This window comes from Blautia faecicola (assembly GCF_004123145.1).
Classification (GTDB): domain Bacteria; phylum Bacillota; class Clostridia; order Lachnospirales; family Lachnospiraceae; genus Oliverpabstia; species Oliverpabstia faecicola.
The window spans coordinates 3469827-3494254 of record NZ_SDKC01000001.1 but is presented as its reverse complement, the minus strand read 5'-3'; the positions used below and the strand labels follow the sequence as shown (position 1 = coordinate 3494254).

30 protein-coding genes and 4 pseudogenes are annotated in these 24428 nt (G+C 46.3%); 30 read left to right on the top strand and 4 right to left on the bottom strand.

What is annotated here, in order from left to right:
* The first annotated feature begins 21 nt into the window (after positions 1 to 21).
* The 16 genes and pseudogenes from ETP43_RS15725 to ETP43_RS15650 form a co-directional block, all read left to right on the top strand.
* On the top strand, positions 22 to 849 hold the full coding sequence (locus ETP43_RS15725) for an MBL fold metallo-hydrolase (RefSeq protein WP_129259237.1): 828 nt from the start codon (positions 22 to 24) through the stop codon (positions 847 to 849).
* A 93-nt stretch (positions 850 to 942) separates the two neighbouring features.
* Complete coding sequence (locus ETP43_RS15720; RefSeq protein WP_181951954.1) at positions 943 to 1170, top strand: hypothetical protein; 228 nt, start codon at positions 943 to 945, stop codon at positions 1168 to 1170.
* A complete protein-coding gene (locus ETP43_RS15715; RefSeq protein WP_164979755.1) occupies positions 1104 to 1499 on the top strand; it encodes a hypothetical protein in 396 nt (131 codons plus the stop codon). The genes ETP43_RS15720 and ETP43_RS15715 overlap by 67 nt, the downstream gene beginning before the upstream one ends.
* 202 nt (positions 1500 to 1701) lie before the next feature.
* A complete protein-coding gene (locus ETP43_RS15710; protein WP_117525201.1) occupies positions 1702 to 1983 on the top strand; it encodes a type II toxin-antitoxin system RelB/DinJ family antitoxin in 282 nt (93 codons plus the stop codon).
* Complete coding sequence (locus ETP43_RS15705) at positions 1980 to 2264, top strand: type II toxin-antitoxin system YafQ family toxin (RefSeq protein ID WP_117525200.1); 285 nt, start codon at positions 1980 to 1982, stop codon at positions 2262 to 2264. Before ETP43_RS15710 ends, ETP43_RS15705 begins: the two co-directional genes overlap by 4 nt.
* A 233-nt stretch (positions 2265 to 2497) precedes the next feature.
* Positions 2498 to 3055 carry a TetR/AcrR family transcriptional regulator gene (locus tag ETP43_RS15700; protein WP_129259233.1) on the top strand — a complete coding sequence of 186 codons (558 nt, stop codon included), beginning with the start codon at positions 2498 to 2500 and terminating at the stop codon, positions 3053 to 3055.
* Positions 3052 to 3726, top strand: coding sequence for a hydrogenase nickel incorporation protein HypB (hypB, locus tag ETP43_RS15695; RefSeq protein WP_129259231.1), 675 nt, complete (start codon positions 3052 to 3054; stop codon positions 3724 to 3726). The genes ETP43_RS15700 and hypB overlap by 4 nt, the downstream gene beginning before the upstream one ends.
* A gap of 108 nt (positions 3727 to 3834) precedes the next feature.
* Positions 3835 to 6621 carry an FAD-dependent oxidoreductase gene (locus ETP43_RS15690; RefSeq protein WP_129259228.1) on the top strand — a complete coding sequence of 929 codons (2787 nt, stop codon included), beginning with the start codon at positions 3835 to 3837 and terminating at the stop codon, positions 6619 to 6621.
* A 12-nt stretch (positions 6622 to 6633) separates the two neighbouring features.
* Positions 6634 to 6978 carry a hydrogenase maturation nickel metallochaperone HypA gene (locus tag ETP43_RS15685; protein WP_129259226.1) on the top strand — a complete coding sequence of 115 codons (345 nt, stop codon included), beginning with the start codon at positions 6634 to 6636 and terminating at the stop codon, positions 6976 to 6978.
* A gap of 32 nt (positions 6979 to 7010) precedes the next feature.
* Positions 7011 to 8048, top strand: coding sequence for a DUF5692 family protein (locus ETP43_RS15680; protein ID WP_129259224.1), 1038 nt, complete (start codon positions 7011 to 7013; stop codon positions 8046 to 8048).
* Positions 8049 to 8306: 258 nt separating this feature from the next.
* Positions 8307 to 9368, top strand: a complete 1062-nt coding sequence (locus ETP43_RS15675; protein WP_129259222.1) for a sulfate/molybdate ABC transporter ATP-binding protein — start codon at positions 8307 to 8309, stop codon at positions 9366 to 9368.
* Positions 9369 to 9385: 17 nt separating this feature from the next.
* On the top strand, positions 9386 to 10186 hold the full coding sequence (locus ETP43_RS15670; RefSeq protein WP_129259220.1) for an ABC transporter permease: 801 nt from the start codon (positions 9386 to 9388) through the stop codon (positions 10184 to 10186).
* A gap of 99 nt (positions 10187 to 10285) precedes the next feature.
* Positions 10286 to 11320: an ABC transporter substrate-binding protein gene (locus ETP43_RS15665; RefSeq protein WP_164979754.1), complete on the top strand. Its 1035-nt coding sequence runs from the start codon at positions 10286 to 10288 to the stop codon at positions 11318 to 11320.
* A gap of 22 nt (positions 11321 to 11342) precedes the next feature.
* Entirely contained in the window at positions 11343 to 11657 is a 315-nt protein-coding gene (locus ETP43_RS15660; RefSeq protein WP_118618928.1) for a thioredoxin family protein, read from the top strand.
* Between the two features lie 27 nt (positions 11658 to 11684).
* On the top strand, positions 11685 to 13184 hold the full coding sequence (locus ETP43_RS15655; protein WP_129259216.1) for an aryl-sulfate sulfotransferase: 1500 nt from the start codon (positions 11685 to 11687) through the stop codon (positions 13182 to 13184).
* Positions 13185 to 13200: 16 nt separating this feature from the next.
* A pseudogene (locus ETP43_RS15650) lies at positions 13201 to 14049 on the top strand (NAD(P)/FAD-dependent oxidoreductase); the annotation flags it as partial.
* Here ETP43_RS15650 and ETP43_RS18845 read toward each other — a convergent pair.
* Positions 13953 to 14258: a DUF6783 domain-containing protein gene (locus tag ETP43_RS18845; protein WP_408608705.1), complete on the bottom strand. Its 306-nt coding sequence runs from the start codon at positions 14256 to 14258 to the stop codon at positions 13953 to 13955. The pseudogene ETP43_RS15650 and the gene ETP43_RS18845 overlap by 97 nt on opposite strands.
* Here ETP43_RS18845 and ETP43_RS18840 point away from each other — a divergent pair.
* A pseudogene (locus tag ETP43_RS18840) lies at positions 14157 to 14396 on the top strand (DUF6783 domain-containing protein); the annotation flags it as partial. The gene ETP43_RS18845 and the pseudogene ETP43_RS18840 overlap by 102 nt on opposite strands.
* On the opposite strand, the pseudogene ETP43_RS18835 reads toward ETP43_RS18840, so the two are convergent.
* Positions 14331 to 14486 (bottom strand): annotated as a pseudogene (locus ETP43_RS18835) (DUF6783 domain-containing protein); the annotation flags it as partial. The pseudogenes ETP43_RS18840 and ETP43_RS18835 overlap by 66 nt on opposite strands.
* On the opposite strand from ETP43_RS18835, the gene ETP43_RS15640 reads away from it, so the two are divergent.
* The 12 genes and pseudogenes from ETP43_RS15640 to recQ form a co-directional block, all read left to right on the top strand.
* A complete protein-coding gene (locus ETP43_RS15640; protein WP_129259210.1) occupies positions 14485 to 15720 on the top strand; it encodes an O-acetylhomoserine aminocarboxypropyltransferase/cysteine synthase family protein in 1236 nt (411 codons plus the stop codon). The pseudogene ETP43_RS18835 and the gene ETP43_RS15640 sit on opposite strands and share 2 nt — an antisense overlap.
* 12 nt (positions 15721 to 15732) lie before the next feature.
* Complete coding sequence (locus ETP43_RS15635; RefSeq protein ID WP_129259208.1) at positions 15733 to 16602, top strand: 4Fe-4S binding protein; 870 nt, start codon at positions 15733 to 15735, stop codon at positions 16600 to 16602.
* Positions 16603 to 16615: 13 nt separating this feature from the next.
* Positions 16616 to 16867: a sulfurtransferase TusA family protein gene (locus ETP43_RS15630; protein ID WP_129259206.1), complete on the top strand. Its 252-nt coding sequence runs from the start codon at positions 16616 to 16618 to the stop codon at positions 16865 to 16867.
* Complete coding sequence (trxA, locus tag ETP43_RS15625) at positions 16867 to 17184, top strand: thioredoxin (protein ID WP_129259204.1); 318 nt, start codon at positions 16867 to 16869, stop codon at positions 17182 to 17184. Before ETP43_RS15630 ends, trxA begins: the two co-directional genes overlap by 1 nt.
* A gap of 33 nt (positions 17185 to 17217) precedes the next feature.
* Positions 17218 to 17424, top strand: coding sequence for a sulfur carrier protein ThiS (thiS, locus tag ETP43_RS15620; RefSeq protein ID WP_106491304.1), 207 nt, complete (start codon positions 17218 to 17220; stop codon positions 17422 to 17424).
* Positions 17425 to 18261: a HesA/MoeB/ThiF family protein gene (locus tag ETP43_RS15615; protein ID WP_129259202.1), complete on the top strand. Its 837-nt coding sequence runs from the start codon at positions 17425 to 17427 to the stop codon at positions 18259 to 18261.
* Complete coding sequence (locus tag ETP43_RS17970; protein ID WP_279222208.1) at positions 18261 to 18389, top strand: hypothetical protein; 129 nt, start codon at positions 18261 to 18263, stop codon at positions 18387 to 18389. Before ETP43_RS15615 ends, ETP43_RS17970 begins: the two co-directional genes overlap by 1 nt.
* Positions 18355 to 18786, top strand: a complete 432-nt coding sequence (locus ETP43_RS15610) for a M67 family metallopeptidase (protein WP_129259200.1) — start codon at positions 18355 to 18357, stop codon at positions 18784 to 18786. Before ETP43_RS17970 ends, ETP43_RS15610 begins: the two co-directional genes overlap by 35 nt.
* Before the next feature lie 440 nt (positions 18787 to 19226).
* Complete coding sequence (locus ETP43_RS15605) at positions 19227 to 19436, top strand: hypothetical protein (protein WP_129259198.1); 210 nt, start codon at positions 19227 to 19229, stop codon at positions 19434 to 19436.
* Positions 19437 to 19780: 344 nt separating this feature from the next.
* Positions 19781 to 20440 carry an IS607 family transposase gene (locus tag ETP43_RS15600; RefSeq protein WP_129259196.1) on the top strand — a complete coding sequence of 220 codons (660 nt, stop codon included), beginning with the start codon at positions 19781 to 19783 and terminating at the stop codon, positions 20438 to 20440.
* Positions 20388 to 21551 carry an RNA-guided endonuclease InsQ/TnpB family protein gene (locus tag ETP43_RS15595; protein ID WP_129259194.1) on the top strand — a complete coding sequence of 388 codons (1164 nt, stop codon included), beginning with the start codon at positions 20388 to 20390 and terminating at the stop codon, positions 21549 to 21551. Before ETP43_RS15600 ends, ETP43_RS15595 begins: the two co-directional genes overlap by 53 nt.
* 277 nt (positions 21552 to 21828) lie before the next feature.
* Positions 21829 to 23592 (top strand): annotated as a pseudogene (recQ, locus tag ETP43_RS15590) (DNA helicase RecQ); the annotation flags it as partial.
* On the opposite strand, the gene ETP43_RS18675 reads toward recQ, so the two are convergent.
* A complete protein-coding gene (locus ETP43_RS18675) occupies positions 23478 to 23765 on the bottom strand; it encodes a DUF6783 domain-containing protein (RefSeq protein WP_334295545.1) in 288 nt (95 codons plus the stop codon). The pseudogene recQ and the gene ETP43_RS18675 sit on opposite strands and share 115 nt — an antisense overlap.
* On the opposite strand from ETP43_RS18675, the gene ETP43_RS18670 reads away from it, so the two are divergent.
* Positions 23685 to 23852, top strand: a complete 168-nt coding sequence (locus tag ETP43_RS18670) for a DUF6783 domain-containing protein (RefSeq protein WP_334295544.1) — start codon at positions 23685 to 23687, stop codon at positions 23850 to 23852. The two genes, ETP43_RS18675 and ETP43_RS18670, sit on opposite strands and share 81 nt — an antisense overlap.
* Here ETP43_RS18670 and ETP43_RS15585 read toward each other — a convergent pair.
* Positions 23815 to 24405, bottom strand: a complete 591-nt coding sequence (locus ETP43_RS15585) for a sensor histidine kinase (RefSeq protein ID WP_129259190.1) — start codon at positions 24403 to 24405, stop codon at positions 23815 to 23817. The two genes, ETP43_RS18670 and ETP43_RS15585, sit on opposite strands and share 38 nt — an antisense overlap.
* Positions 24406 to 24428 lie beyond the last annotated feature (23 nt).

Sequence of the window (24428 nt, the reverse complement as noted above, 5' to 3'; positions counted from 1 at the left end):
AGAGTAAGGAGAGCTTTGAATATGAAAATAAAATATCTTGGGACAGCGGCTGCAGAAGGGATTCCTGCATTGTTCTGCCGATGTGATATTTGTAAGGAAGCCAGAAAAAGAGGCGGGAGGGAAATCAGAACCCGCTCGCAGGCGATCATTGACGAAAAGCTGTTAATTGATTTTCCGGCAGACAGTTACCTTCACATTCTGCACTATAATATGGATTTTTCCAGTATTGAGCATCTGTTGATCACACATTCTCATGATGATCATTTTTATCCGTTTGATCTGCTGATGCGTATGTCCGAGTATGGGCATGATATGGGAGCGAAAGTGTTACATATCTATGGAAACTCTGTTGTCGGAAATCTTTTAAAAGAATTTTCCGACCGATTTTCTGTTCCCGAAGTCTGGAACTATATGCAGTTTCATGAACTGACTCCATTTGAAAAATTTAAGATAGAAGATTATACCATATATCCACTGCCATCCAGACATATGCGGACAGAAACAGCACTCATCTATCTGATCGAACATAACGGGAAAACAATCCTTTATGGAAATGACAGCAGCATGTTTTACGATGAGGTCTGGGAATTTCTCAAAGGCAGAACGCTGGACTGCGTCAGTCTGGATTGTACGATGGGCAGGACCCCTTCGAATTTCAGCCATATGAATTATGAAGACAATGTTGCTGTGAAAAAAAGACTGGAGGAATTGGGATGTACAACTCCGGATACCAGATGGATCTGTGTGCATTTTTCGCATAACGGTCAGATGCTTTACCGGGAAATGACCGAACTTGCAGCTGTGGATAATTTTGAAGTTGCATGGGACGGGATGGAAGTGGGTTTTTAGGAGAAAATCGCTGTCGGATGAGTCGGATAGATGCTATAATTGCTACAGTTACAAACAAATTGTATTGGGCAAAGTTACTGTGGGGGTAAAAGTATGCGAAAACCTGAATTTTCATTTTTAACGACAAAAGAGATAAAGCCGGAAGGATGGTTGAGGCGTCAGCTTGAGATCCAGGCGGAAGGGTTATCCGGGCATCTGGATCTGATCTGGCCGGATATCAGAGACAGCAAGTGGATCGGCGGGGATAAGGACGGATGGGAGAGAGTGCCTTACTGGCTGGATGGTTTTATTCCGCTGGCGTGCCGATCGAGGCGAGAGTAGAAAAACTGGAATACATCCGGGACGGTGTGGAAAGAAAAGCACCATACTGCGATTACGAAATGTCCCCGGTTTCGAACTGGAATTATGGATTCTGTTCGGATGAATTGGAACTGATACAGGGAGAGATCGGTGAATATCCATTCTCTGTCGAACATCCTCCGGTGAAACTTCGGACGAAGATGGCGAAGGTTTTATGGAAGGAGAAAAACGGAATCTGCGCGGTAGTGCCGGAGGGAAGAACGGCGCTCGGGGAGGCAGAAGACAAAGAACTGCAGCCGTATGGATACACAAATCTGCGGATGACGGAGATGCCGTGGGTACACAAATAGAGTAATAGAGGGAAAGAGATATCTGGTATGTCGGTAAATAAACATTCCAGATATCTTTTTTGTTACGCAAAATATGATAAGCTTAATAAAATGGAATTGTAATATCCAAAGTGTTAAGTAAATAAAGAAAATATATACAATGCATTGATAATTTTGTGCAAATACTATACAATAAGAATATAAATAAGAAAGGAGAAGTTATATGGCGAAATCTTCAACCAGTAATGTTTGTATTCGTATGGACAGTAAGGTAAAGGCTGCTGCGGAAGCTCTTTATGAGGAACTTGGTATGAATCTCAGCACAGCGTTTAATATTTTTGTTCGTCAGTCTTTGCGTGAAAGAGGAATACCTTTTAAAATAACAGAAGGTTCCCCGAGTCAGGAAACCGTCTCAGCAATGCTTGAGGCAGAAAGGATTGCAAAAGATGCTACAGTGAAAGGGTATCATGATGTAGATAAATTTTTTGCAGACCTTGATGAATGACCAGATACGAAATAAAAAACACGACACAATTTAAAAAAGATTACAAGTTGGCCAGACGGCGAGGACTGAACATGGATCTTTTAAAAGATGTTGTTACCAGACTCGCCAATGGTGAGCCATTAGATCCGAGACATAAGGATCATCCTTTATCCGGTGAATGGTCTGGACACAGAGAGTGCCATATTCAGCCGGATTGGCTTCTGATTTATCGTTATGAAAATGATATTCTCGTCCTTGCACTTACCCGCACGGGTACACATAGCGATTTATTTAATCTATAGAAGTTTTAGTATCACATTTTAAGAGACATATCTTTTGCTTTATTCCATATTTCAAATAATTTTGTAAAGCTGTGAACGCTCTTTTGCATAAAAACAATGTGAAATTTTTGTCAATTATGCCAAATTGACCAACAGTCACCCACCATGCTACAATAATGGAAACCAGAAAACTATTTTGGGTTTCCGGGTTTCTTTTCGCTGACATATGATTGTATTCAAAACAGGAGAGAAAAATGAGAGAAAAAATCATTGATACGGCCATCGAGGAATTTACGAAAAATGGTTTGAAATTTACGATGAATGATGTAGCGAAAGCGTTGGGGATCAGTAAAAAAACCATCTATACCGTGTTCGAGAGCAAGCAGGAAGTTCTGGTGGCGATCGCGGATCGATATGCCGGGGACTTTACCGAGATGAGAGAGGAGATCGAGCGGGATGGCAGCCTGGATACGCTGGAGAAGCTGGAGCGGCTGTTTTGTGCGCTTCCTACGAAATATTATAATATTGGGCTGAGCAGGATCTTCGAACTGGCACAGAAATATCCGAAACAGTACAAGTACCTGATGGAAGCAGTCAATCAGGGCTGGGCACTTGCTGAACAGTACTTGGAGAAGGGGATAAGAGAAGGAAAGATCCGGAAGGATATCTCGAAACCGGTCGTTATGGCGATGATCCGGGGAACGGTAACCTGCTTTCTGGAGAGTGATATTCTCTACAAGAACGGGCTGACCTACGAACAGGGAAAAGAAGAGATGGTACAGATTATCATGAAAGGGATAAGAGAAGCGTGAAAGAGGTAAGAGTCCTTGAGATCAAGGAGAGCGTATTTGCAGATAATGACCGACAGGCGGATAACCTTCGCCGGGAGTTAAAAGAACAGGGAGTATTTCTGATGAATCTGATGTCTTCACCGGGATCCGGAAAGACTACAACACTGAAAGGAACAATCGAGCGGTTAAGGGATCGGTTCCGGATCGGTGTGATGGAGGCAGATATCGATTCGGATGTGGATGCAAAGGCGATTGCAGAAACAGGGGCCAAATCGATCCAGCTGCATACCGGGGGTATGTGCCACCTGGATGCGGAGATGACCCGACAGGGTGTGGAGGGTCTTGGCGTGGACGATGTGGATCTGGCGATCCTGGAAAATGTGGGAAATCTGGTCTGTCCGGCAGAATTTGATACGGGCGCATCGAAAAATGTGATGATCCTTTCCGTACCGGAGGGACATGACAAACCGCTGAAATATCCGCTGATGTTTCGGATCTGTGATGCGGTGCTGATCAACAAGATCGATGTACTGCCTTATTTTGATTTTGACATGGAACAGGTGAAAGAGTATATCCATCAGAGAAATCCACAGGCGAAAGTATTTCCAATCAGTGCGAAGACAGGGGAAGGCATGGATGCGTGGGCCGAGTGGCTGGCTGCGCAGGTAAATGCATGGAAAACCGGTGTCTGAGATGATATGACAGTGACAAAAGGGAAGTGTCGGCTATTCAAACTCAGCGATATCGGACGGTCTGTCCGAAAGGAGATAAGAAGGCTGGCGCTGTGTAGGAGGATGAAAATGAAGAAAGAACTGGATAAAGAGCTGTATCCGGATTATGTCTATCCGGAATTCACCCCGGATCCGAACGAACCGTTCCGGGAGCCGATCGCGAAACTGGGCAAAAAGATCACAGACCGGATTCCACAGAAACTGGGATTGAAAAAGATTACCAGAAACGATCCGGAGTACTGGGGACTTGCCGGCGTGCTTACCGATGAGGAAGCAGAACTGGCAGTAAAACTTGGTGTGAGAAAACCGAAGACACTGGCAGAGATCGTGAAACTCTCCGGTCTGGAAGAGAAAAAATGTGAAGCGCTGCTGGAAGAAATGTCAAGAAAAGGTCTTCTGGAATACAACTGGGAGAATCCGAAGCACGAAAAACAGTATGTGTTACCGATGTATGTACCGGGATGTGCAGAATTTTTCAACATGAACGCAAACATCCTGGACTCTAACCCGGAGATGGGAACTTTCTTTGAACATATGTCCCGTCTGCCGCTGGAGAAGATCACACCGTTCGTGCCGGAAGGCGGTGCCGGTATCGGTATGCATGTTATCCCGGTGGAAAAAGCAATCGAGATGGAAAATGAATCCGTAGATCTGGAACATATTTCCCACTGGCTGAACAAATATGAGGGAAAATACGCGGCAAGCCCGTGTTCCTGCCGTCGTTCCCGCCTGACCCACGGAGAGGGCTGCGCGGACGATCCGGAAGGCTGGTGTATCGCCGTCGGAGATATGGCAGATTATGTAGTGGAAACACAGAAAGACGGACGCTATATCGACAAAGCGGAAGCACTGGAGATCCTGAAGGCAGCAGAGGACAACGGATTTGTGCACCAGATTACAAACATCGATGGTGCAAATAAGATCTTTGCGATTTGTAACTGTAATGTGAATGTCTGTTATGCACTGCGTACCTCCCAGCTCTTTAACACCCCGAATATGTCCCGTTCCGCTTACGTGGCGAAAGTAGAAAAAGCCAACTGTGTAGCCTGCGGAAAATGTGTGGAATTCTGTCCGGCAGGTGCGGTAAAACTGGGTCAGAAGCTGTGTGACAAAGAGGGATGCGAAGTGCAATATCCGCGGATCCCTCTTCCGTCTGAGCAGCCGTGGGGTGAGCATATGTGGTCCCATAATTATCGTGATGTGAACCGGATCAATTGTTACGATACCGGTACTGCACCATGTAAAACTGCCTGTCCGGCGCATGTTGCCGTACAGGGCTATCTGAAACTGGCAAAAGAAGGACGTTATGATGACGCACTGGCATTAATTAAGAAGGATAATCCGTTACCGGCAGTCTGTGGACATGTATGTAACCGCAGATGTGAGGATGCATGTACCAGAGGAACCATCGATGAGGCGGTAGCCATCGATGAAGTAAAACGATTCCTGGCAGAACGTGACCTGAATGCGGAGACGAGATATATCCCGAAAAAGACGATTCCGTCCCTGAAAGGTGGATTTGATGAGAAGATCGCCATCATCGGTGCCGGTCCGGCGGGACTTTCCTGTGCATATTATCTGGCGCTGACCGGATACAAACCGACTATTTTCGAGAAAAATGAGGAACCGGGCGGTATGCTTCGTTACGGAATTCCTTCCTATAAATTAGAAAAAGATCTTCTGGCAGCAGAGATCGATGTGATTCGGGAGCTTGGCGTGGAGATCCGCTGTGGCGTGGAGATCGGAAAAGATATTACGATCGAAGAGCTGCGTGAACAGGGATACAAAGGTTTCTACGTGGCGATCGGATGCCAGCGTGGAAGAAAACCGGGTATCACAGGAGAAAATGCAAAAGGTACTTATGCAGCCGTTGATTTCCTGCGGGAAGCGGGAGCGAAAGAAAGCTTTGCGCTTGAAGGTGATGTTGTGGTTGTCGGCGGTGGTAATGTAGCCATCGATGCGGCAAGAATCAGCAGTCGCTGTGTGGATGCGAAGATCTCCATGTTCTGTCTGGAACAGCGGGAAAATATGCCGGCAAGTAAGGAAGAGATTGCGGAAGCACTGGAAGAAAGTATCGAGCTGAACTGCGGCTGGGGACCGAAAGAAGTGCTGGAAGAAGACGGAAAAGTGGCCGGTGTGGTATTTAAAAAATGTATCCGTGTACTGGATGAACAGGGAAGATTTTCACCGGAATACGATGAAGAACAGACCGTGACCATACCGTGTAAGCATGTGATCTTCTCCGTAGGACAGGCGATCGAATGGGGCAATATGCTGGATAATCTGGATCTGAAGAGACGGCCGAACGGCGGCGCACTGGCAAACAAACTGACCTATCAGACCTCGAAACCGGATATTTTCGTCGGCGGAGATGTGTATACAGGACCGAGATTTGCCATCGATGCGATCGCAGCAGGACGGGAGGGTGCGATTTCCCTGCACCGTTATGTACATGAAAACTGTACCCTGACCATCGGAAGAAACCGTCGTGATTTTGTGGAGCTGGATAAAAACAATATTTCCGTGGACAGTTACGATACATCCAAACGCCAGATCCCGGCGAAAGCAGATGAAAAAGCGCAGGCAGCGACCTTCCGTGATCTGTCTCACAGCCTGACGGAAGAACAGGTGAAAGCAGAAACTTCCCGTTGTCTGTCCTGTGGAGCTTCTGTGGTGGATCCGAATAAATGTATCGGCTGTGGAGTATGTACCACAAAATGTGTCTTTGATGCTATTCATCTGCACAGAGAGATTCCGGGAGCGTCTGTGATGCGGGCATCTGAGGATAAACTGAAGTATATTCTTCCGAATATGGTGAAACAGTCCATCAAAGTGAAGTTTGCGAAGAAGAAATAGGAGAATGCAGATATGCATGAACTTGGCGTGACCTTTCATATCATGGATCATCTGGAAAAGGTGGCAAAGGAGAATGAAGTGGAAAAAATACGGAAGGTAGTGCTGGAACTTGGGGAGGTCTCGACGGTGATCGGATCTTACCTGCTAAACTGCTGGACGTGGGCGGCGAAGAAACGGCCGCTGTTTGAGGAAGCGGAACTTATTGTGGAGACACTTCCTGCGATTACATACTGTGAGGAATGTGAGAAGACCTATCCGACCATAGAATACGGAAAGATCTGTCCGCACTGTGGCAGCGAACACACGTATCTTTTGCAGGGGAGTGAATTTAACATTAAGGAAATAGAAGTGGAATAAAGATTCCGCGTAAGAAAAAGGAGAGTGAGTGTATGTTTTTTCAGATTTATGGAGAAACAGCAGGATGGCAGCTGCTTGGCTGGCTGTTCGTCTTTGCAGGACTGGTAATTATGAATGAGATCGCAAGGCGGTCGAAATGGGGAGGAATCGCATGTTTCCTGGTGCTCCCGGCGGTATTGTCTGTGTACTTTATCGCGATCTATATCGGAGCAGCATCCGGTGCGGAATGGGCGCTGAACAATGATACTTACGTACATATGAACAGCTGGTTCCACTATGCGAAGCTGTATGCGGCAACCGCAGGATGTATCGGATTCATGATCCTGAAGTACCACTGGGGAAAACTGGGAAAAGCACACTGGTTCAAAGCATTTCCGTTTGTGATCGTAGCAATCAACATCCTGATCGCAGTGGCATCTGACTTTGAATCTGCGATCCGTGCAGGTTCCCTGGCAGGTGGCTGGTGGATGTCATCGGAAGGCGTATGGCTGTACGGCGGCTGGTGGAATGTACTGAACGGTCTGGCAGGGCTTTTCAATATTGTTTGTATGACCGGATGGTGGGGTATCTATTCTTCCAAAAACAAACAGGATATGCTGTGGCCGGATATGATCTGGGTATACGTTCTGGCTTATGATATCTGGAACTTCCAGTATACTTACCTGAACCTGCCGACCCATTCCTGGTACTGTGGTCTGGCACTGCTTCTGGCACCGACCTTCGCAGCAGCACTGTGGAATAAAGGCGGCTGGATCCAGAACCGTGCAAATACCCTGGCACTGTGGTGCATGTTTGCGCAGGTGTTCCCGCTGTTTCAGGATGCGAGTCACTTTACAACCGTAACCTCTGTTTACGGTGAAGGCGGTATCGCAGCAGCGATGGGAAGCACCATGCCGACCGTTGCCAGTCCGACAGCACAGGGACTGATCTCGGTAGTATCCTTTGCTGTGAACGTGTTCGTATTTGCTTATATATTAAAGAGAGCAAAAGCACAGAAGAAGAACCCATGGAAAGAAGAGATCTTCGTGGATACGAAAGATTATCAGGAGGCTATGGCGAGAGCAAAATAAAGAAAACATATAGAAAAGATCCCGTACAGGTGAGGATAAAACTGTACGGGATCTTTTTCACTTTACAGGAAATTGCCAAGGCACATTCTTTGCTATAGATAAAACCTATAACCAATCCTAAAAAATTCCTATAACTACATTTATTGACATAAAAACGTATAAGTGATATTATCTCTACAACGAATACAACATACTAATTCGATAGGAATAATAGGTAATACAAAAACAGGCACAGGAGAGAGAAAAGGACGACAAGCTATGTATATTGAATTAAAAAATATCAATAAATCTTTCGGTGATTTTCAGGCATCGAAAGAGGTGAACTTTGCAATTGAAAAAGGAAAACTGGTTGGTCTTCTCGGACCATCCGGAAGTGGAAAAACAACGATCCTCCGAATGCTTGCCGGGCTGGAGCATCAGGATTCCGGTGATATCTGTATTAACGGAAATGTGGTGAACGACCTTCCTTCGAGTCAGAGAGGAATCGGATTCGTATTTCAGAATTACGCATTATTTCCTTATCTTACGGTATATGACAACATCGCTTATGGGTTAAAGATCCAGAAGAAAGATAAGAAATTTATCAAACAGAGAGTAACCGAGCTGCTGGATCTGGTAGGGCTTCCGGGGCTGGAAAAGAGATATCCGGATCAGCTCTCCGGTGGTCAGAGACAGCGAATCGCGCTGGCGAGAGCACTGGCACCGAATCCGGAACTGCTGCTTCTGGATGAACCGTTTGCAGCAATCGACGCGAAAGTTCGACAGGAGCTTCGTACCTGGTTAAGAGAGACGATCGATAAGATCGGAATCACCAGTATTTTCGTAACACATGATCAGGACGAGGCGATCGAGGTGGCGGATGAGATCATCATCACTAATGAGGGCCGCGTAGAGCAGATGGGAGATCCGGTGGAGATTTATCTGCATCCGAAGACACCGTTTGTGGCACAGTTTATCGGAAAATCTTCGATCATTGAAGATTATGGAAAATTAAAAGGATTTGATTCGATCGGACCGGATACGAAAGCGATCATCCGACCGGAATTCGTAGAGATCAAGAATCCGAAAGATATAACCGAAGAAAGTTCGATCTATGAACATGCTACCGTAGAACAGAGTATTTTCCGGGGTAATTACTTTGAGGTACTGTTAAATATCCGGGGCATCACACTGAGAACGAATTCACCGCTGGTCAACGGACCGTTAAAGAGCGGCGACAAAGTATGGGTAGTCATCAATCAGATGTATGTCTTTGATGATAAGACAACAACAACACTGACAAACAAAGGACTGGATATATCCAGTATGTATTATATCTAGGAAGGAGGCAGAAAGCTATGGCATCACAGAAAGCAAATACAAAAAAGACAGGCAGTTGGGATCTGCCTTTGAAGGTTATCAAAACAGGAATCGTCTCCTGGCTGATCGTTTTTCTGTTCTGGGGACTGGGATCCTTACAGTATGATGAGATTTTCCTCCCAAGTCCGGCAGAGACCTGGGCAGCGATCAGGGAACTGGTAAGCAACGGTACACTGTGGGCGGACATCGCAGCATCCGTAAGCCGTGTACTGAAAGGCTGGGGACTGGCGGTAGTTATTGCGGTACCGATCGGACTGGTGGTCGGACATTTCAAACCGTTCCGCTGGATCATAGAGCCGATTCTGAGCCTGTTTCGCTTTATCCCGGCTATCGCACTGACATCACTGTTTCTGATGTGGTTTGGTGTGGATGACACTTCCAAAGTAGCACTGATCCTGTATGCGGCATTTTTTCAGGTGCTGGTCAACACGATCGCAGGAGTGGTTGCTACCGATCATTCTCTGATGGAGGCTGCATCCTGTATGGGCGCCAGCCGACTGAGAGTGTTTTTCACCGTGGTACTGCCTTCCGCAGTTCCGAATATCTTCACCGGTATCCGGCTGGGACTCAGCAGCAGTATCATCTGTGTGATCGCAGCAGAGATGCTGGTTGGCAATGACGGTCTTGGATATCTGATCCAGAGTTCCAAGATGTACTACAAAACAGCCTGGGCATTCGCAGGAATCGTTACTCTGGCATTGATCGGATTCGTTGCAGACCGTCTGCTTCAGCTTTTCGGTTGTACGTTCTTAAAACATTTCGGAGTGAGAAAAGCGTAGGAATCCGGAAGAGAAAAATACCTGCGAGATTGCGATATGAGGAGAAAGCAGTTTCGCGGAAACCATAAAACAGCTTTAGAAAGAGGAGGAAACATTATTATGAAAAAAAGAATCATCAGCTTGGCAGCCGCAGCAGTTTTTGTCATTGGAACACTTGCCGGATGCGGAAATAGCAGCACACAGACAACAGACAAAACAGCATCTTCATCCGGTGGAGATCTGGTGACCGTGAGAGATGCAGTGATGACCGGTCAGCTTGATCAGTATGCAACAGAAATTGGCCTCTGGCAGGGGATTTTTGAAAAATACGGCATTGACTTACAGACGACAGAGTTTGTAGCCGGTATCAATACCATCGATGCGGTAGTCAACGGAACCGCAGACATCGGAATGATGGCAGATTATGCAGCAGTCAATCGTCTGGGAAATACCCTGGATGCCACAAACCTGCAGATCTTTTCTCAGATCTCCGGTGGTCAGTCGGCCCTGTCCGGTGGTCTGTATGTAGATCCGAAATACGCAGATGATCCGAAGAGCCTGGATGGTTCCGCAGGATTCATGTACCAGGAAGGAACGGTAACTTACTACTATGCAAGTAAGTGCATCGAATATCTGGGTCTGGATGAAAGCAAACAGAACCTGATTAACACCGATTCTTCTCAGACCAGACTGGCGCTGATCCAGAAAGGCGGTGCATCCGCTGTGTATGCCAACGGTTCCGAAGCAAAGTATATCGAAGAAGCCGGCTGGGTACAGGTGGCAACTTCTCAGAAAATCGGTATTCAGACCGGATCCTACTTCCTGTCAACCGACAAATATATTTCAGAAAATACAGACACTCTTGCTAAGTTCCTGCAGGCTGTCGATGAAAGTACGCAGTATATCAACGATCATCTGGATGAATCTGCAGAATACCTGGCAGACAAACTTGGTCTGAAAGCAGAAGACTTTAAAGAAAACTGGAAAAACTACAGCTTTGAGCCTGGATTTTCCGAGGAAGCAACGACACATCTGGAAGACATCGAAAAATGGGGATTTGAACACGGAAGTTTCCCGAAAGATTACAATGTCCGCGATTTTATCAACACCGATGTGGCCAAAATCGCATTTCCGGATAATGTGACCATCGAATAAGAGACAAAGGAGAACCGCAGTTATGATACAGGAACTGAACGTAAATAATTTTGACCAGGAAATCAATAAAGACAAACCGGTGGTTGTAGAGTTCTACACCACCGCATGCAGCCACTGTAAGAAGCTGGTGGGTGCATTAAATAAACTTTCCGAAGAAAAAGGAGACGATGTATTCTTCGGAAAATGCAACATTGATCAGGAAGCACTGTTACAGAGCAGATTTGATATCTCAGCGGTACCGACCCTGCTGTTTATCAAAAACGGAGAGATCAAAAACAGACTGGTGGGTGAGGTTCATCCGCTGATCATTCAGGAAGAGATTAAAAAACTGGCATAAAAAGCAGACCACAGGAGGTAAAAGAATATGGGTTATCCAACTGTATTTCCAACAGGAGTTTTAGTATATAACAAAGAGAAAGCGTATAACGGCTACACCATCTATCCATCCGCAAAAGGAGCACTTCTGATCGATATGAACGGAAACGAAGTGAATCTGTGGGCAGGCCTTGGCGGATTTCCGAACAAGATCCTTCCGGGTGGGTATGTAATGGGAACTACCGGAGAGCGTGGTGGAAAATATGCATATCAGGATCAGCTGGATCTGGTGCAGGTGGATTATGACGGAAATATCGTCTGGAAATTCGATCACACGGAACTGATCGCAGATCCGGGAAAAGAACCGACCTGGCAGGCAAGACAGCATCACGATTACCAGAGAGAAGGAAATACCGTCGGATATTATTATCCGGGCGGCGAACCGAAAACCGACAGTGGAAATACCATCATCCTGACCCATGAAAATGTATACAATCATGAGATTTCCGATAAAAAACTGATCGATGACAAGATCCTCGAAGTAGACTGGGAAGGGAATATTCTGTGGAGCTGGCGTGCTTCTGATCATTTTGAAGAATTTGATTTTGATGAAGCTGCCAAAAATGTTCTGTTCCGTAATCCGGGACTTCACGGAGAAGCCGGTGGTGACTGGATGCACATTAACTGCGTATCTGTTCTCGGAGAGAACAAATGGTACGATGCGGGAGATGAGAGATTCCATCCGGACAACCTGATCTTTGATGCGAGAAATGCAAATGTTCTGGCGATCATCAGCAAGAAAACCGGAGAAATCGTATGGCAGATCGGACCTGATTTTTCTAAAACGAAAGAGCTTCGCAAACTGGGATGGATCATCGGCCAGCATCATTTCCACATGATTCCGAAGGGTCTGCCGGGAGAAGGCAATCTGCTGGTATTCGATAACGGTGGTGAAGGTGGTTACGGTAACCCGAACCCGTCCGCACCGACCGGTAACAACAACGCACACAGAGATTACTCCCGTGTTCTGGAATTTGATCCGATCACACTGGAGATCATCTGGCAGTACACCCCACTGGAAGCAGGAAACCTGTTATTTACCGATGCTTCCAAGTTCTACAGCTCCTACATCAGTTCCGCACAGCGACTGCCAAACGGCAACACACTGATTACCGAAGGATCAGACGGACATCTGATCGAAGTGACACCGGAACATGAGATCGTATGGGAATATGTGAACCCTTACTTTAAAAATATCGGCGGAAACTTCAAGATGAACATGGTTTACCGTGCATACCGTGCACCATACGAATGGGTACCGCAGGCAACACATGCAGAAGAAGTATCTATCGAGCCGCTGGATGTGGAAACCTTCCGTGTACCGGGAGCATCCAAAGGAGCAGGAACCGGAAAGGTAACCGTAGTTGCAGGGGTGGATCCGAACCGATCCAGCGTAACAGGCATGAATGGGGACGATGAAGACAGTGATGAAGAGAGACTGGACTTCTGCGTGGCTTCTGTAAAGAAGGGCGACCTGAAAGAAGAATAATAAGGAAACGAAAGATATGGTATATGATGTAAGTATCATCGGCAGCGGTCCGGCAGGTTTAAGCGCAGCGATCTATGCAAAGCGGGCGAACCTGTCAGCTATAGTGATAGAAAAAGAATATGAGGGAACCGGACAGATCGCAGAGAGCAGTCGGGTAGACAACTATCTGGGAATGCCGGGAATCAGCGGGTATGATCTGGGAGAGACATTCCGGGAACATGCCGTAAAACTCGAAGTTGAATTTCTGGAACAGGAAGTGACCAGGATCCAAAAAGAAGAGTCCGGACAGTTTCAGATGACCTTCTCAGACAGTTCTGTAATCGAATCAAAGACCGTGATCTATGCAGCGGGAGCATCCCCACGGAGGGCTGATATTCCGGGAGAAAAAGAATATGTGGGAAAAGGCGTTTCCTACTGTGCGATCTGCGACGGATCCTTTTACCGGGGCAAAAAAGTTGCCGTGCTCGGCGGCGGAGATACCGCACTGGATGATGCCGGTTATCTGGCAGGTCTGGCAGAGCAGGTGTATGTGATCCACAGAAGAAAAGAGTTTCGCGGTGCAGCTGCCACGGTAGAAAAGCTGAGAGAAAAAGAGAATGTCACATTTGTACTGGAACACCAGGTGAAAGAAATCACCGGAGAAGCGAAAGTAACAGGTGTTGCTTTGGAAGACGGAACAGCGATCGATGTAGATGGCGTATTCGTAGCCTTCGGATCGGTCCCACAGACGGCACTGGTAAAGGATCTGGTGGAACTGGATCCGGCAGGCTATGTGAAAGCGGACGAAACCGGAGAAACCAGTCTGGCAGGACTGTATGTGGCCGGAGATGTCAGAACAAAGAAACTGCGCCAGGTAGTGACAGCGGTTTCCGACGGAGCCAACGCAGCGACAGCGGTGGCTGAATATTTGAAATAAAAAGTAACGTTCCGCAGGATGATCCTAGAGCGTGTTTGAAAAATCATTCCTGCAATCTGCACGCCCCACTTTGCGGCATATTTTACCTTCATTCGGTTGACGTAGCCCGCTACGCCGCCCTCATTCAGGAAAAATCTCCCACAAACTGTGACGCACATCTTGCAGAAAGCCTTTTTCAAACACGCTCTAGAGCGTGTCTGAAAAATCATTTCCGCAATCTGCAAGCCCCACTTTGCGGGAGATTTTACCCTCATTCGGTTGCCATAGCCCGCTACGCCGCCCTCATTCGGATAAAATCTCCCACAAACTGAGACTCGCAGCTCACGAAAAGCCTTTTTCAGACACGCTCTAGAGGACGCGTTACTGAGAGAGAGGAATAAGCGTATGAGTTTTAATACAGACCTTCTCCGTGCAGGAGTGGTTCGGGAGGCAAACGGAGCAACCCTTCCCCCGGTCTATCAAAGCAGTGCGTTCGAACAGGACACAGCCGCAGATCTGGAAAAAATATTTGAAAATAAAGCTCCCGGCTACTGTTATACCCGCGTAGGGAACCCGACAGTAACCGCATTTGAAAACAGAATCACAAAACTGGAAGGCGGCATGGCTTCGATCGCCTGTGCTTCCGGTATGGCGGCGATCATGAACGCCATTTTAAATATTGTGCGAAGCGGGGACGAGATCGTATCTTCCGCAAGTCTTTACGGAGGATCGATCGATCTGTTCCGCGATATTGAGGAATTCGATATCAAAACCAGGTATATAAAAAATAATGACTGGGAAGCGATCGAGGGAGCTATCAACGAACATACCCGTCTGCTTTTTGCAGAGACGATCGGCAATCCCTGTCTGGATGTGACTGATGTGGAACGGCTGGCAGAGATTGCACATGCACATAAGATTCCACTGATCCTGGATAATACAACAGCAACGGCGTATCTGTTCCAGGGCTTGAAACACGGTGCCGATATCGTGGTCAATTCTTCTTCCAAATACATCAACGGAAGCAGCAATTCCATCAGCGGTATCCTTACTTACAGCGGAAGATTCCAATGGGATCCCCAGATGTATCCGCAGATCGCAGCCTATAAAAAGTTCGGACCGATGGCGTATATCGCAAGACTCCGAAACAGCCTTTTCCGTGACACCGGCGCGTGTCTGGCACCGATGAATGCGTATCTGAATCTGATCGGTATGGAGACGCTTGGACTGCGGATGGAGCGGCAGTGCAGCAATGCACTGGAACTTGCACAGTGGCTGGAAGAGACGTACCCGTCTGTTACCGTCAACTATCCGGGACTGAAAAGCAGCAACTGGTATGAGATTGCTAAAAAACAGTTTTCCAGAGGATACGGAGCGATCCTGACTCTGCGGGTGGGAAGCAAAGAAAATGCATTTGCACTGATCGATGCACTGAAGATTCCATACACACTTTCCAATATCGGAGATACGAAGACACTGGTGATTCATCCGGGATCTACGATCAGTCTTCACAGTTCGGAACAGGAAAAAGAAGACGCAGGCGTTTTCGAGGATCTGATCCGGGTGAGCGTGGGAATCGAGGATATTGAAGATCTGAAAGCAGATTTTGCACAGGCGATCGAAAAAATCGGAGCGTTGTAGGAGGAGAGAGCGATGGTACAGAAAGTAGATTACGCAGCCTTAAAAAAAGGCGGCTATATGAGACAGAAACAGAAAGGTTACGGTTCCCTGCGACTGGCAGTGATCGGTGGTAACCTGACTGCAGAAAATATCAAAAAAGTGGCGGAAGTAGCAGAAAAATACGGCCGCGGCTATGTACATATGACATCCCGTCAGGGGATTGAGATTCCATTTATCAAAGTGGAAGAACTTGCCGAAGTAAAAGAAGAACTGGCAAAAGGCGGTGTGGGAACCGGCGTGTGCGGACCGCGTGTCCGTACCATCACAGCCTGTCAGGGATCGGAGGTCTGTCCCAGCGGATGTATCGACACCTACACACTGGCGAAAGAACTGGATGCCAGATATTTCGGACGGGAGCTTCCGCATAAGTTCAAATTCGGTGTTACCGGATGTCAGAATAACTGTCTGAAAGCCGAAGAAAATGATGTCGGAATCAAAGGTGGCATGAACATCACATACAAAGAAGACGACTGTATTTCCTGCGGTGTGTGTGTGAAAGCCTGCCGACAGGAAGCACTGAAAATGGTGGACGGTAAAGTAGAGCTGGATGCAGAAAAATGTAATCACTGCGGACGCTGTGTCAAGAGCTGCCCGGTGGATGCATGGGAGGGAACTCCGGGATATATTGTATCTTTTGGCGGAACTTTCGGAAATAACATCTACAAAGGAGAAGAACTGCTTCCGCTGATCCCGGACAAGGAGACTCTGTTCCGTGTGACCGATGCGGCAATCACCTTCTTTGAGAAAAATGCAAATCCAAGCGAACGTTTTCGTAAGACGTTGCAGCGTGTGGGAGAGGAAGATTTCCGCAAGCAGTTGAAAGAAGCGTACGAGGGACAGTGAAAGGAGAAAAATCATGGCTGAATTAGATTTTGAAGTAACCGATGAGGTTGATATTACCGATAAAGTATGCCCCCTGACATTCGTAAAGGCAAAAGTTGCCATCGAAGAGCTGGAGGATGGAGAAGTCCTGGCTGTCCGCATGAACGACGGAGAACCGGTACAGAATGTTCCGCGAAGTATGAAAGAGGAAGGACATAAAGTACTGAAATTAATCGATAACGAAGACGGCACTTACACCATGTATGTAAGAAAGGTGGAAGAGTAATGGCAGTACGGGTAAGCAAAGCGGATTTTGAAGAAAAAGTATTGAAAGAAGCGCTTCCGGTTCTGGTGGATTTTTATTCCGATTCCTGTGTGGCGTGCAAAAAACTGGCGCCGGTGTTAGGAAACGCGGAAGACGATTATGAAGATAAGATCAAAGTATATAAGGTAAATACGAACTTTGATGTGGAACTGGCAGAGCAGTATGAAGTGCAGTCCAATCCGACCTTGATCCTCTTTAAAGACGGACAGGAAAAAGACCGGAAAGTGGGTGCACTGAAACAGGCAGATTTAAACAGCTGGATCGAAGAACAGATCTGAAGAGAGTATAGAGAAACATAAAGGAGAAAAGACATGGTTATCACAGTAGCAGGAGAGAAAAAAGAAGTAAAAGACGGACTGACACTGCCGGAGCTGATCGAGCAGGAAAATGTGGAGATGCCGGAATATGTAACCGTTTCTATCAATGAAGAATTTATTGCAACCGAGGATAAAGAGTCTACCGTGTTAAAAGAGGGGGACAATGTAGAGTTCCTGTACTTCATGGGAGGTGGATGCTAAATGGCAATGACAGATGAACAGATCGAACGTTATTCCCGCCACATCATCTTAAAAGAAGTTGGTGCCAAGGGACAGAAAAAGCTCCTGAAAGGCAAAGTGCTGATCATCGGAGCCGGTGGTCTTGGTGCACCGGCAGCCATGTATCTGGCAGCAGCCGGCGTGGGAACCATCGGTATCGTGGATGCGGATGAAGTGGATCTTTCCAACCTGCAAAGACAGATCATCCACAGCACAGCAGATATCGGAAAAGCAAAGGTAAAATCAGCGAAAGAGACCATGAATGCCATGAACCCGGATGTAGAGGTAAAAACTTACCGGATGTTCGTGGATGCATCCAATATCCGGGAACTGATCCGGGAATATGATTTTATCATCGACGGAACCGATAATTTCCCGGCAAAATTCCTGATCAACGATGCCTGTGTCCTTGAGAAAAAACCATTTTCTCATGCAGGAATCATCCGTTTCAAAGGTCAGCTGATGACTTATGTACCGAGACAGGGACCGTGTTACCGTTGTGTCTTCAAGAATCCGCCGCCAAAAGATGCCGTTCCGACCTGTAAACAGGCAGGTGTCATCGGAGCGATGGGTGGTGTGATCGGATCCTTACAGGCGATGGAAGCGATCAAGTATCTGATCGGTGTCGGTGATCTTCTGACCGGATATCTTCTGACTTATGATGCACTGACGATGGAATTCCACAAGATCAAACTGCCGAAAGACACACATAAGTGCCCGGTATGCGGAGACAATCCGACGATCCTGGAGCCGATTGATTACGAACAGGAAGTCTGCGAGGAGACAGCAGGGCGGTTTGCGACGAGAGACGAGCAGTAATGAAGAATATCAATATCAGCTTCCCGGAGTGCCTGATGTTTCCGGGCAGAAGCAGAGGAAACAGAAAAGACAGAGTGGGAAGAGGAGACAGTTATGGCGATTATAAGAATGAGAGATCATCTCTATGATGAGATTGTAAATTATGCAAAGGAACATCTTCCGGAGGAAGCCTGCGGGCTTCTCGCCGGGGTGGAAACAGAAGAGGGAAGAGAGATCCAGAAGGTGTATTTTCTGGAAAATAAGGATCATGCGGAAGATCACTTTACGCTGGATCCGAGAGATCAGATGAATGCAATCAAGGATATGCGCGCCAATGGGTTAAAACCGCTGGGAAACTGGCATTCTCATCCGTCTTCTCCGTCACGGCCGTCGGTGGAGGATATCCGGCTGGCGTTTGATTCGAAGGCCAGTTATCTGATTTTGTCGTTGATAGCGGAGTATCCGGTGTTGAACAGTTTTCATGTGGAAAGCGGAGTCTGGGAAAAAGAGGATCTGAGGATTTATTCGGAGGAGTATTTTTTCTGAGGCTTGCGGATACTTTATATGTAACTATTCAGTAGTCACTGTACCGCGAGGTGTTTTGGCATGAATATGCCAAAATCCCGAGACATACAAGCCAAAATGCCATCACCGAAGGTGATTTTACATGCATTTTGGCACGTAACTGTGAAGGTACTGAACAGTTACGTTTATATAAGATTAATGCTAAGAAGAGAAGTGCGAAGTGTATCGTTTGAAAGTAAGCGGTATGGTTCGTACTTTTTTTATGCAAGCAACGAGCCAAAGTCCATGCTTGCATGAAACCTTGGCGACTGCCGCGATAACTTGAGAAACTCGCAAAGCGTGTTTCTCATAGTTGTGGTTTGATGTGTTTGGATTCTTTCTTGTAAAGGGGTTGGGGGCGTGATATTATAGCATATGAATAATAAATAGTTAAGGGTTTTAATATAGGGAAAATACGGATTATGAATTATAGAGTGGTACGGATAGAGGAAGATGTGGATTTTGGCTGCGAGGAGCGGAAAGAGGGAGATCCGGTGATGGCAGTGGTTCGGCTGGAGGACGAGGATGGGGATGTAAAAATCGTTCTGCAGAGGGATCAGATGTTGTATGACAGAGATATTAATGAAGGGGATCGGGTTTGGTTTGATGAAAGGCAGGAGTTGGTAAAGTGAGATATTGCCTGCATGGACGAAAGACTGGCTGCACAGACGAAAGCCCGCACTGACCCGGTAAGGTCAGACAACCGCTGGCAACGCCAAGCTGAGCTAAGCGTTAACTGCAACTAAGACGCTCAGCAAAGGCTTCGCGCCTAAGTTTCCGTAAACGCTGGATCTCATCTTGGCTAAAGGCGTCAGCAAAAGGCTGTCTGTTCTTACCGGGTAAGTGCGGACTTTCTGGGCGTTGGAGACGGGAGGAGAAGGGTATTAACAGTTAAATATAGATTATAAAATTATATAAGTATATGTTGAGTTTTATAAGATATTAGAGTGGAATATTATTAAAAGGAGATAATACTTTGAGTAAATATTATTCTATACATGAATTTTCAAGAATCATAGGCGTATCTGCCCAGACATTACGAAATTGGGATGCCAATGGAAAACTTCATCCGCATCATATTACAGTAAGTGGCTATAGATATTATTCTGATGAGCAACTCAACCAGGTAATCAATGTAAAGCCTAAAAACCGCATTACAATTGGATATTGTCGTGTTTCCAGCCATAAACAAAAAGATGATCTGGAACGACAGATTGATAATGTTAAGACATACCTTCTGGCAAAAGGACGGCCATTTGAGATAATAAGTGATATCGGTTCCGGGATTAATTATAAGAAAAAAGGACTTCAGGATCTGCTCAGACGGATATCTCAAAATCAGGTGGAAAAGGTTGTTGTCTTATATAAAGACAGGCTATTGAGATTTGGCTTTGAGTTGATAGAATATATCGCTTCACTTTATAATTGTGAGATTGAGATTATGGATCATACTGAAAAATCCGAACAGCAGGAACTTGTTGAAGATCTGGTTCAAATAATCACAGTATTCAGTTGTAAATTACAAGGAAAACGAGCGAATAAAGCCAGGAAACTTATCAGGGAACTGATACAGGAGGAAACAGATGGTAAAAGCCATAAAAGTAATGTTGATACCAAACAATGTACAGAAAACTAAGATGTTTCAGTACGCAGGTGCTTCAAGATTTGCTTATAACTGGGCTTTGGCCAGGGAAAAAGAAAATTATGAAAAAGGTGGCAGATTTATTCCAGATGCAGAACTCAGAAAAGAATTTACAAAGCTTAGACATTCTGATGAATATGCATGGTTACTGAGTATTTCAAATAATGTAACCAAACAGGCAATCAAAGATGCCTGTACTGCTTATAAGAACTTTTTCAAGGGTTTGCAAAAATTCCCAAGATTCAAGTCCAGAAAGAGATCCATGCCGAAGTTCTATCAGGACAACGTTAAGATACGATTCAGTAATACCCACGTTAAATTTGAAGGCTTTTCCTCCGGCAGGAAAGCAAATAAGCAAAAAATGAATTGGGTAAGACTTGCAGAACATGGACGCATTCCTACAGATGCTAAATATATGAATCCGAGAATATCCTTTGATGGATTGAACTGGTGGATCAGTGTATGTGTGGAATTGCCTGACTGCAGGGAAACGCTTAATGATGATGGCGTTGGTATAGACTTAGGAATCAAAAATCTGGCTGTCTGCTCTGATGCTGTCCAATATAAGAACATCAATAAGAGTCAGAAAGTAAAGAAACTAGAAAAACAGAAACGCAGATTACAGCGTAGTATCTCTCGTTCTTACGAGAAAAATAAGAGAGGAGAAAGTTACTGTAAAACCAATAATGTAATCAAAAAGAAAAAACTTTTATTAAAACGAAATCACAGATTAACAAACATCCGTAAAAACTATTTGAATCAGACCATATCTGAGATCGTAAATCGAAAACCAAGATTTATATGTATTGAAGATCTGAATGTCAGCGGAATGATGAAAAACAGACATTTATCCAAAGCAGTTCAGGAACAGGGATTTTTCAGGTTTAGAAAACAGCTTGAATATAAGTGCAGTGATAAAGGAATCCAGCTTATAGTGGCTGATCGGTTTTATCCATCATCAAAGCTTTGCAGCTGTTGTGGAAACATAAAAAAAGATCTGAAGTTATCTGACAGAATTTATAGATGTGAGTGTGGGAATATGATTGACAGAGATTTCCAGGCATCTATAAACCTCAAGGCTTATGGAGAAAGATTTGCAAGCTGACACTGAAACGTTAATGCAAATATGTACGGATACGTTAATCCGGAATTTACGCCTGTGGAGAGTACAAGAACTTGTGAGTAGATTGATATTTATATCATCAAAAGCATACTCGTTGAAGCAGGAATGAAACATAAAAGTTTATAACTTTTTATAAGTTTTCAGTAACGGTGTAACCACTGTTTACAGGTGGTATCCTGTAAGGCGTTTTGTTATGGATATGATAAAATCTGAGACATGCGAGTAAAAGTTAGTACGGAAAGGAAAGATATAATAATATATGGATATGTATGAAGTTCTGAAAAGGTATTTCGGGTATGACGGGTTCCGGAACGGGCAGGAGGATCTGATCGGAGCGATCTTATCCGGGAGGGATGTTCTGGGGATTATGCCTACGGGGGCGGGGAAGTCGATTTGCTATCAGGTTCCGGCGTTGCTTTTGCCGGGGATTACGGTTGTGATTTCTCCGTTGATTTCCTTGATGAAGGATCAGGTGCGGGCGTTGAATGAGGCCGGGATTCATGCGGCGTATATTAACAGTTCGCTTACGGAAGGTCAGATTTATAAGGCGATGGAATATGCGGTGCAGGGGCGGTATAAGATTATTTATGTGGCACCGGAACGGTTGTTGACGCCGCTGTTTCTTGATTTTGCACAGCGGGTGCAGATCAGTATGGTGACGGTGGATGAGGCACACTGTATTTCCCAGTGGGGACAGGATTTCCGGCCGAGTTATCTGAATATTGTGGAGTTTGTGAATCGGCTGGCGGTGCGGCCGGTGGTGAGTGCGTTTACAGCGACGGCAACGGAGCAGGTGCGGGACGATATTTTGTGTGTGCTGGGGCTTCGGAGTCCGAGGGTGCTGGTGACGGGGTTTGACCGGGCGAATCTTTATTTTGAGGTGCGGACAGGGAATAAGAAGGCGGAGCTGCTGGATTATGTGAAGGAACACCGGACGGAGAGCGGGATTGTTTACTGTGCGACCAGAAAGAATGTGGAAGAGGTATGCACGATGTTACAGATGGAAGATATACCGGCGACCAGATATCATGCGGGGCTTTCTGCGGAAGAGAGAAAGACGAATCAGGATCTTTTTATTTTTGATGAAAAGCCGGTGATGGTGGCGACGAATGCATTTGGTATGGGGATCGATAAGTCGAATGTCCGGTATGTGGTGCATTATAATATGCCGCAGAGCATGGAAAATTACTATCAGGAAGCGGGACGAGCCGGGCGTGACGGAGAGCGGGCAGAATGTATCCTGCTGTATTCCCCACAGGATGTCCGGATCAATCAGTTTTTGTTAGAGGAAAAGGATCTTCGGGAAGATATGGACCGGGACGAGGCGGAAGCAGTCCGGGAGCGGGATGCCCAGCGCCTGCGGATGATGACGTTTTACAGTACGACGAAAGACTGTCTGCGTGGTTTTATCCTGAAATATTTCGGTGAGAAAGGTCCGAGGCGGTGCGAAAACTGTTCGAACTGCCTCCATGAGTATGTGGAGGAGGATGTGACGGAGATTTGCCGGGATATTATGGAATGCATCACGGAACTGCCGAGAAATTACGGTGCGGGAACAATCGCAGCGGTCCTCCGGGGAAGTCAGAATGCGAAAGTAAAATCGTATGGGCTGGAAGATGTGGAAAGTTATGGAAAACAGAAGCAGACTTCCGAGCCGCGCCTGAAGGAGATCATCGGGGAACTTCTGGCACAGGGGTATCTGTGGGCGACACCGGACAAATATGCGCTGATTCATCTGGAAGAAAAGGGCGAGGATTTTCTGGAGGAGGATGAGAAGATCGTGATGAAATTCTCAAAACCAAAGGAGAAAAAGACGAAAACGGATGGCAGCGGGAAAAAGATCCGGAAACGCGCCGGGCTTACGGAAGATCTGGATGCTGCCTCCTGGCAGCTATTTGAGCGGCTGCGTCAGCTTCGCCTCACGATCGCCGGAGAACAGAAAGTGCCGCCGTATATCGTATTCAGTGATAAAACGTTGATTGATATATGCGTGAAAAAACCCACCGACCGGGCTTCCATGCTGGAAGTGTCCGGTGTGGGCGAGGCGAAGTATGAGAAATATGGGGAGCGGTTCTTAGAGGAACTAGAGCGTGTCTGAAAAAGGCTTTTCGTGAGCTGCGAGTCCCGGTTTGTGGGAGATTTTATCCGAATAAGGGCGGCGTAGCGGGCTACGGCAACCGAACGAGGGTAAAATATACCGCAAAGTGGGGCTTGCAGATTGCGGAAATGATTTTTCAGACACGCTCTAGCGTCCCTGCGTTTTCAGCGGAAGCATCACAGTGATCAGCAGAGAGTGTTCATCCTGCGTGGTTGCTGTGATTTTTCCTTTATGGGCATTGACCACGGCAGCGGCAATGGAGAGTCCGAGACCGTAGCCGCCGGTCCGGGAGCTTCTTGACTTATCTGTCCGGTAAAAACGGTCGAACAGGTGTGGCAGCTGTTCACGGTCGATGGAGTCGGCGGTGTTGTATACAGAAAGTTTCACGTTGTTTCCTGCTTTTTCAAGACGAAGGAAAATCTCGCCTTCCGGAGTGGAGTATTTCATCGCGTTATCTAACAGGATCGATACCAGCTGTATGAGTGATTTTTCGTCTCCGTACAGGGAGATCATCGGCTGGATCGAAGTTTCAAAAGTCTTGTTCTGTGTGCGGGCAAGTGCCTGAAAAGACTGTACCGTTTCTTCTACCACATCCGAGAATGGGAAATCGATCATTTGCAGCCGGGTGCGTTCCTCTTCCATCCGGGAGAGTGTGATCAGGTTATTGGTCAGGGAAGTCAGGTGTTTTGTCTGCTCCTGAATATCTGGCAGCCAGAGCCCGGGACAGGGATTTTTCATCTTCTGCTATCAGTAATCGCATA